Genomic DNA, 6,784 nt, shown 5'->3' with positions numbered 1-6,784 from the left:
GTCTGGAAGGCGATGCCGTCGATCACGCCGATGATGTCGGCGATCTTGCGCGAGGCGGCATGAATGCCGTCCATCGTCGCCACCACCTGCGAGACGACCTCGCCGCCGCGGCCCGCGAGGCTCGCAGCGGAGCCGGCGAGCTGGTTGGCCTGGCGGGCGGAGTCCGCCGATTGCCGCACCGTGTCGGTGAGCTGGGCCATCGAGCTGGCGGTCTGCTGCAGGCTGGCTGCCGCCTGCTCGGTGCGTCCGGACAGGTCCTGGTTGCCGCTGGCGATCTCGGTCGACGCGGTGCCGAGGTTGCTGGTGGACTGGTGCACCTGCTCGACGATGTGGCGCAGCGAGCCCTGCATCTCCTGCAGCGCGCGCAGCAGGTCCGCGGTCTCGTCGCGGCCCTCGACATGCAGGTCCCGGCTGGACAGATCACCGCCGGCGATCGAGCGCGCGAGTGCCTGCGCCTGCTCGAGCGGGCGGCAGATGCTGCGCAGGTTCAGCAGCGTCAGCGGCACCACCACTGCCACCGCGATCAGCACTGCGATGCCGAACATCAGCAGCGTCTGGCGGCGCGCCTGCTGCGCGGCCTCGGCGGCCCGGGCCGCCTCGGTCGCGATCGCCTGCTTCAGCGCGTTGAGTTGCCGCTCGCCCTCGTCGTAGGCCGCCACGCCCTTGCCCATCACGCGCCCGGCCACCGTCGCGCTGTCGTAGCCGCTGGCGGCGAGCTGGCGGGCCACGGCGGCGAAGACCGACCGGTAGCCCTCAAGGTGCCGTCCGATCGCTTCGAGCGCCGGTTGGTCCTGCGCCGGCGCGGCCCGCTGCAACGCGACGAGCGATTCGCCGGTCTGCTTCCAGGCCTCGTCCCACTGCTGCTGGCCGCGCGCGACCTGCATCGAGTCCTCGTAGCCGATGATCATGTCCTTCTCGGCGCGGCGCAGCCGGTGCATCGCATCGTGCAGCTCGGACAGCCGCGCGGCCTCCGCGACGGAGTTCTCGAGGAAGTGCTGGCTCAGCGAATCGATGCGGTGCATGCCGAGCAGGCCGGCGCCGCCGACGATCGCGAGCAGGAACATCACGACAGCGATGGCCCCGATCATCCGCGTGCGGATCGTGAAATTTCGCATCAGTGGGATTAGGTTCATCGAGGTCTCTCGGGAATCAGGAGGGGTGCTTATCGAAGATCCCGGTTTGCCGAGACCACTTCCGCCTATATCGACCAAGCAAGTTGGAAACTTGAAGGGCTCTGTGTCTTGGCATTGACCTCGCCAAGCGCGTATTCCAACTCCACAGAGCAAGCCGCAGCGACCTGGTGCTGCATCGCTCCAAGGTGAGCCGGCCGTCCGTGCTGGCGGCCCTCGACAAGCTCAGCCCGCGGCTGGTGGTGAGGGAGGGATGCAGTTCGGCCCACCCTGGGCGCGGCGACTGCAGGCCAAGGGCATCGAGGTTCGATTCATCAGCCCGCAGTACATGGCCCCGTTTGTGAAGACCAACAAGAACGACCGCAACGACGCGGTGGGCTGCTGCCGGTTCAGTGGACACCGACCTAAGCTTTTCGAGCCTTCTCGAACTCTACCGGGCTGACGTAGCCGAGCGTCGAGTGCCGACGCGTCGGGTTGTAGAACCGCTCGATATAGTCGAACACGTCTGACCTGGCCTGCTCGCGCGAGCGGTAGACCTTGCGCGCAGTGCGCTCGGTCTTCAAGCTGGTTCTGTCGCGATAAGCCGGCGCTGGTAGTCTGAGGCCAGACTGATGACCGGACGAAGATGATGATTGAGGCGCTGCGCAAGGTGATCAAGCGGCTGCACTACCCGCTGGAGGTGATGCTGACCTGCGTTCGCTGGTACGCTGCCTACCCGTTGAGCCTGCGCCACATCGAGGAGATGATGCACGAGCGCGGCGTCCTGGTCGATCACGCCACAGGGTTCTGTCGCGATAAGGCTGTGCGACCCAGCGAAGCCGCAGGGGTGGCCGCAGATCAGAACGCCAGGGAGTAGAACTGGGCTGCCGCGGACGCGGCCTGCCCTTCGAGGCAGTTCAGCTGCCCCTTACGGATCATGTGCATCGTCTCGATGCCGGCAATGAGGCGACGCGCGCAACGATGGGTCTTGAACCCCAACATCGGTCGCACGATGCGCTTGATCGCCCGGTGGTCCTGCTCGACGATGTTGTTGAGGTACTTCGCCTGACGCAACTCGATGGCGGCCTCATGGTCAGCGTTGTAGCTCGTGATCGCCGCCGTATTGGCACCGCTCTTGTCGATAGTGATCTTCTCGGGCTCGTCGTGCAGCGCGATGGCACGCTGCAGGAATCGGCGGGCTGCTGCCGAGTCGCGTTTGGCCGTGAGCAGGAAGTCCACGGTGTGGCCCTGGCGGTCGACCGCGCGGTACAGATACTGCCAGCGGCCGGCAACCTTGAGATAGGTCTCATCCATGCGCCAGCTCTTGCCCACAGGACGCTTGCGCCGGCGAAACGCGGCTGCGAGCACCGGCAGTATCTTCAGCGACCAGCGATGGACTGTGGCGTGATCGACCAGGACGCCGCGCTCGTGCATCATCTCCTCGATGTGGCGCAGGCTCAACGGGTAGGCAGCGTACCAGCGAACGCAGGTCAGCATCACCTCCAGCGGGTAGTGCAGCCGCTTGATCACCTTGCGCAGCGCCTCAATCATCATCTTCGTCCGGTCATCAGTCTGGCCTCAGACTACCAGCGCCGGCTTATCGCGACAGAACCGCCGGCAGTGCTCTCGGGCGGGCAACGCCAGCGCGTCGCGCTCGCCCGGGCGCTAGTGCACCGCCCGCGCCTGCTGCTGCTCGACGAGCCGCTCGGCGCGCTCGACGCGCTCACCCGCATCGAGATGCACGCGCTGATAGAGCGACTGTGGCAGCTGCACGGCTTCACCGCGCTGCTGGTCACGCACGACGTGGGGGAGGCGGTGGCGCTCGCTGACCGCGTCGTGCTGGTCGAGGATGGCGGCATCGCGCTCGACGAGCGCGTGGCACTGCCTCGACCGCGCCCGCGCGCCCACGCCGCCTTCGCCGCCATTGAGGACCGGGTGCTACAGCGCGTGCTGCGCCGCACGGCCGGCGGCGAACTGGACACGCACCCCGGCGTGCGCTTCCCTGAGGCGCCCTCCGCTGCGCTGCCGCCCGGCTTCCGCTGGGCTGTCTGAACCCTTCATCCCGACACATCCTGCAAAGAGAGGAGGAAAACCATGACTGCCGTGTTCCGAGAACCCGTCCAGGAAGACAAGGCCGACACCACCGGTTTCGAGCTCGTGCCGCTCGCCGGTCGCATCGGTGCCGAGGTGCGCGGCCTGCGCGCCTCGGGCGCGCTGCCCCCGGCCGTCTTCGCACGGCTGCACCAAGCGCTGCTAAAGCACCGCGTGCTGTTCCTGCGCGGGCAGCACCACCTCGACGACGCCGGCCACGAGGACTTCGCCCGGCTGTGGGGCGAACTCGAGCCGCACCCGACCGTGCCGGCCCCCGAGGGCACGCACTTCTTCGAGCTCGACTCGCAGCACGGCGGCCGTGCCAACTCCTGGCACACCGACGTGACCTTCCGGGCCGCGCCGCCGAAGGTCGCAGTGCTGCGCGCGGTGCTGATCCCGCCCCTCGGCGGCGATACCGTCTGGGCCAACACGGTCGCGGCCTACGAGGGCCTGCCCGAGCCGCTCAAACGCCTTGCCGGGCAACTGCGCGCGGTGCACGGCAACGACTACGACTACGCGGCGCACCGCCACCACGACGGCAGCGAGCGCGAGGCCGACGGCCGCCGGCGCCATCGCCAACTGTTCGTCTCCACGCGGCACGAGGCCGAGCACCCGGTGGTGCACGTGCACCCTGAGACCGGCGAGCGCGCGCTGCTGCTCGGTCACTTCGTCAAGCGCTTGGTCGGCTTCAGCACCCACGATGCGCGGCACCTGCTCGACGTGCTGCACGCCCATGTGCACCGGCCGGAGAACACGGTGCGCTGGCAATGGGCGCAGGGCGACCTGGCGATCTGGGACAACCACAGCACCCAGCACTACGCGATCAACGACTACGGCGACGAGCGCCGCATCGTGCGCCGCGCCACTGTAGGCGGCGAGCCGCTTTCCGGCATCGACGGCCAACGCAGCGTGCAGCTCGAACCCGCGCTCGCCTAAAGACCCTTGCCCCGCCACATCTTTACGAAAGGACAAGCCATGAGCATCGCAGCGATCAACGTGCGCAACCAGTTCCGCGGACGCGTCAAGGAAATCATTGAGGGCCCAGTGGTCAGCGAGATCGACGTCGAGACGCCCTCGGGCCTCGTCGTCACCTCCGTGATCACGACCCGCTCCGTCAAGGAGCTGGGCCTGAAGGTCGGCAAGGACGTAGTCGCGCTGGTGAAATCGACCGAGGTGTCGATCGCCACGCTCTGACTCCGCCCCTTTGGGAGACCACCATGGCCTACCACGTAGACGCGCTCCGCGTGCTGATCGTCCCCGGCCTGCACGGCAGCGGGGCCGGGCACTGGCAGAGCTGGCTGCAGGGCCGACTGCGCGGCGCGGTGCGCGTCGAGCAGGACGACTGGGACCACGCCGAGCCCGATGCCTGGGCCGCGCGCATCGGCGAGACGATAGCGCGCCACGGCGGCTCCTGGGTCGCGGTGGCGCACAGCTTCGGCTGCATCGCCCTCGCACGACACGCCGTGCTCACCGGCGCGCCGGGCGTGGCCGCTGCGCTGTTGGTGGCGCCGGCCGAGCCCGCGCGCTTTGGCTGCGCGGCGTTGCTGCCACAGACAGCGCTGCCTTTTCGATCGCAGCTCGTTGCGAGCCGCAACGACCCTTGGATGTCCTTCGACTCGGCCCGCTCGTGGGCACGGTGCTGGGGCAGCGAACTGTTCGACCTCGGCGAAGCGGGCCACATCAACTGTGACTCCGGCTTCGGCCCCTGGCCGCGCGGCGCGCGGCTGCTGCAGCGCCAGCTCCAGGCCGTCGAGCGTCGGCGCCGGCTGCAGCGTGCCGGCGCGCTGGAATTGCGCCACGCGGTCTGACGGGGACGGGCGTCCCGGCCGCGGTGGCTCGCAGGGGACGCGCATCTTTACCGGAAAACGCATAAGGATCGGCGAAATTATTCGTTTTTCGTGGGGCAGCGGCTTCCTACCATCCTTCTATCGCTTCCCGTCTCCCTGGAACACAAGAAGGAACCCCGCCATGTCGCTGCCCGCCCGCCCCCTCAGCCATCTCCTGCGCATCACGACCGCCACGGCGCTGCTCGTCGCCGGGCTCTCGGCCGCCGCCCAGGATCTCACGATCCTCAACGTCTCCTACGACCCCACACGCGAGCTCTACCAGGAGTTCAACAAGGACTTCGCCGCCCACTGGAAGACGAAGACGGGCGGCACTGTGTCGATCCGCAGCTCGCACGGCGGCTCGGGCAAGCAGGCCCGCTCGGTGATCGATGGGCTCGAGGCCGACGTCGTCACGCTGGCACTCGCCTACGACATCGACGAGATTGCCGCCAAGGCGAAGCTGCTGCCCGCCGAATGGCAGAAGCGGCTGAAGAACAACAGCGCGCCTTACACCTCGACCATCGTCTTTCTCGTGCGCAAGGGCAACCCCAAGGGCATCAAGGACTGGGACGACCTCGTAAAGCCGGGCGTGCAGGTCATCACGCCTAACCCGAAGACCTCGGGCGGCGCGCGCTGGAACTACCTCGCCGCCTGGGGCTTCGCCAAGCAGAAGTACGGCTCGGACGCGAAGGCGCAGGAGTTCGTTGCGAAGATGCTCGCCAACGTGCCGGTGCTCGACACCGGTGCGCGCGGCGCGACGACAAGCTTCGTCGAGCGGCGCCTCGGCGACGTGCTGCTGGCCTGGGAGAACGAGGCGCTGCTGGCGATCAAGGAGCTCGGCCCCGAACGCTTCGACATCGTCGCACCCTCAGTGAGCATCTTGGCCGAGCCCCCGGTGGCGTTGGTGGACAAGGTGGCGGACAAGCGCGGCACGCGCGCCGTGGCCCAGGCCTATCTGGAACACCTGTATTCGCCGCAAGGGCAGGAGATTGCCGCAAGGCACTACTACCGTCCGATTGACCCAGCCGTCGCGGCGAAGTATGCGGCACAGTTCCCGAAGGTCAGGCTTTTCACGGTCGACGAGGCTTTCGGGGGCTGGGCAAAGGCGCAGAAGACGCACTTCTCGGATGGTGGCACTTTCGACCAGGTCTTCACTAAGCGCTGAACTCGATGAGTGCCCCCTGCCTTCGTCCGGGAGGCATGATTGTCATCTTTGGTCTTGATTCAAGGCAGCTTTGTCGCGATAAGAGCGCGCAACTCAGCGAAGCCGCTGAGGCGTCCGCTGGTCAGAAAGCCAGTGAATAGAACTGGGCTGCTGCGGACGACGTAGCTTGCCCTTGAGGGCGGCTCAGCTGCCCCTTGCGAATCATGTGCACCGTCTCGATGCCGGCGCGGAGGTCGCGCGCACAGCGGTAGGTCTTGCACCCCCCCCCCAGCATCGGCCCCACGATGCGCTTGATGGCATGGTGGTCCTGCTCGAATCCATGCGCCAGCTCTTGCCCATAGGTCGCTTGCGCCGGCGAAACGCCACAGCGAGTACCGGCAGGATCTTCAGCGCCTAGCGGTGGACCGCGGCGTGATCGACCAGGACGCCGCGCTCGTGCATCATCTCCTCGATGTGGCGCAGGCTCAGCGGGTAGGATGCGTACCAGCGAACGCAGGTCAGCATCACCTCCAGCGGGTAGTGCAGCCGCTTGATCGGCTCTGTTGCACAAATGGCAGCCCAGGTGGGCTGGGGGCCCTGCGCTTGACAGCCTC

General features: G+C 67.5%; 6 protein-coding genes and 4 pseudogenes. 6 read left to right on the top strand and 4 right to left on the bottom strand.

The genetic code is table 11. The features are described 5' to 3' along the window. Both D3A59_RS25710 and D3A59_RS24380 read right to left on the bottom strand, forming a co-directional pair. Positions 1-1,133 (bottom strand): methyl-accepting chemotaxis protein (locus D3A59_RS25710; protein WP_157991695.1); only part of this gene is annotated, 1,133 nt, incomplete at its 3' end. 401 nt (positions 1,134-1,534) lie between these two features. Beyond that, a pseudogene (locus D3A59_RS24380) lies at positions 1,535-1,699 on the bottom strand (IS3 family transposase); the annotation flags it as partial. Positions 1,700-1,755: 56 nt separating this feature from the next. Here D3A59_RS24380 and D3A59_RS24375 point away from each other — a divergent pair. Further along, positions 1,756-1,911, top strand: a pseudogene (locus D3A59_RS24375) (IS6 family transposase); the annotation flags it as partial. Between the two features lie 56 nt (positions 1,912-1,967). Here D3A59_RS24375 and D3A59_RS24370 read toward each other — a convergent pair. Next, positions 1,968-2,663 (bottom strand): IS6 family transposase, encoded by a 696-nt coding sequence (locus D3A59_RS24370; protein ID WP_419187280.1) that lies wholly within the window; start codon positions 2,661-2,663, stop codon positions 1,968-1,970. Positions 2,664-2,711: 48 nt separating this feature from the next. On the opposite strand from D3A59_RS24370, the pseudogene D3A59_RS24365 reads away from it, so the two are divergent. The 5 genes and pseudogenes from D3A59_RS24365 to D3A59_RS24345 all read left to right on the top strand — a co-directional run. Then, a pseudogene (locus D3A59_RS24365) lies at positions 2,712-3,161 on the top strand (ATP-binding cassette domain-containing protein); the annotation flags it as partial. 42 nt (positions 3,162-3,203) lie between these two features. Then, positions 3,204-4,136: a TauD/TfdA dioxygenase family protein gene (locus D3A59_RS24360; RefSeq protein WP_119157903.1), complete on the top strand. Its 933-nt coding sequence runs from the start codon at positions 3,204-3,206 to the stop codon at positions 4,134-4,136. A gap of 39 nt (positions 4,137-4,175) precedes the next feature. Then, positions 4,176-4,394: a TOBE domain-containing protein gene (locus D3A59_RS24355; RefSeq protein WP_119157902.1), complete on the top strand. Its 219-nt coding sequence runs from the start codon at positions 4,176-4,178 to the stop codon at positions 4,392-4,394. 23 nt (positions 4,395-4,417) lie between these two features. Beyond that, positions 4,418-5,008: an RBBP9/YdeN family alpha/beta hydrolase gene (locus tag D3A59_RS24350; protein WP_119157901.1), complete on the top strand. Its 591-nt coding sequence runs from the start codon at positions 4,418-4,420 to the stop codon at positions 5,006-5,008. 160 nt (positions 5,009-5,168) lie between these two features. Then, positions 5,169-6,191 carry a sulfate ABC transporter substrate-binding protein gene (locus D3A59_RS24345; protein ID WP_119157900.1) on the top strand — a complete coding sequence of 341 codons (1,023 nt, stop codon included), beginning with the start codon at positions 5,169-5,171 and terminating at the stop codon, positions 6,189-6,191. A 121-nt stretch (positions 6,192-6,312) separates the two neighbouring features. Here the strand turns inward: D3A59_RS24345 and D3A59_RS24340 are convergent. Continuing rightward, positions 6,313-6,695 (bottom strand): annotated as a pseudogene (locus D3A59_RS24340) (hypothetical protein). Between the last annotated feature and the right edge of the window lie 89 nt (positions 6,696-6,784).

It is taken from the genome of Caldimonas tepidiphila (assembly GCF_003569765.1).
In the GTDB taxonomy this organism is placed as follows: domain Bacteria; phylum Pseudomonadota; class Gammaproteobacteria; order Burkholderiales; family Burkholderiaceae_C; genus Caldimonas; species Caldimonas tepidiphila.
This window is presented reverse-complemented; position numbering and strand designations above follow the sequence as displayed.